The sequence below is a fragment of the Streptomyces sp. 8L genome (assembly GCF_020176795.1).
GTDB lineage: Bacteria > Actinomycetota > Actinomycetes > Streptomycetales > Streptomycetaceae > Streptomyces.
This window is the reverse complement of the sequence record NZ_JAIUKE010000900.1, coordinates 1-1,136: the sequence shown is the minus strand read 5'-3', so window position 1 is coordinate 1,136 and position 1,136 is coordinate 1. Positions and strand designations below refer to the sequence as shown.

Here is a 1,136-nt window from a genome sequence, read left to right as displayed (position 1 = left end):
CGCCCCCACACCCACCACCGTGTCGTGCAACCGCGAATTCGGCCCCACCTCCGCACCCTCACCCAGATGCGTCGACCCCGACAGCTGCGTATTCGGATGCACCACCACATCCGGCTCGAACGTCACCGACACATCCAGCTGCACCGACGCCGGCTCCACCACCGTCACACCCCCCAGCATCGCCACCTCCAGCAGCCGCGCGTTCAACAGCCCCCGCGCCTCCGCCAACTGCACCCGATTGTTGATCCCCAAGATCTCCCGGAAATCCACCGCCACCGACGCACCCACCCGATGCCCCGACTCCCGCAGAATCCCCAGCACATCCGTCAGATACTCCTCACCCTGGCTGTTGTCCGTACGGACCTTCCCCAGAGCATCCGCCAGCAGCGCCCCGTCGAACGCGAACACCCCCGAATTGATCTCACGGATCGCACGCTGCGCATCACTCGCGTCCTTGTGCTCCACGATCGCCGTCACCGCACCGCTCGCACTGTCCCGCACGATCCGGCCGTACCCCGTCGAATCCGGCACCTCCGCCGTCAGCACCGTCACCGCGTTGCGATCCGCCTCGTGCGACTCCACCAGCGCCGCCAACGTCCCGGCGGTCAGCAGAGGCGTGTCACCGGTCAGCACCACCACCGTCCCGTCCGGCGTCGAACCGAGCTCCGCGAACGCCGTACGCACCGCGTGCCCCGTACCGTTCTGCTCCGCCTGGAACGCCGTACGCACACCCTCGAACGCGCCCAGCACATGCGCCTCCACCCGCTCCCGCGCATGCCCCACGACCACGACCAGCTCCCGCGGATCGAGCGCGCGGGAGGCGGCCACGACATGGCCCACGAGCGACCGCCCGCAGATCTCGTGCAGGACCTTCGGTGTCCTCGACTTCATACGCGTGCCTTCCCCCGCTGCGAGGACGACGACGGCGGCCGGGCGATTGGCGCTCACGGGATGGCCCTTCGGCTGTACAGGTGCTGGGACGGTTCGCAGCTTAGCGGGCGGGGTGGGCCGGGAAACGCGGGGGGGCCCCCCCCGCGCCCGGGGCCCCCCCCCCCCGGCCCGCCACGGCACTGCTGGTCGACGGCGTGCTGCTGCTCGACCTGACCCCGGGCGCCGCGCTCGCCGCCGCGCGGGCG

At 71.0% G+C, this 1,136-nt stretch carries 1 protein-coding gene; it reads right to left on the bottom strand.

Annotation, left to right across the window (positions count from 1 at the left end; genetic code table 11):
- The coding region (locus LCE31_RS39765; RefSeq protein ID WP_225023170.1) for an NTP transferase domain-containing protein at positions 1-948 on the bottom strand (948 nt) is incomplete at its 3' end.
- Positions 949-1,136: the final 188 nt, after the last annotated feature.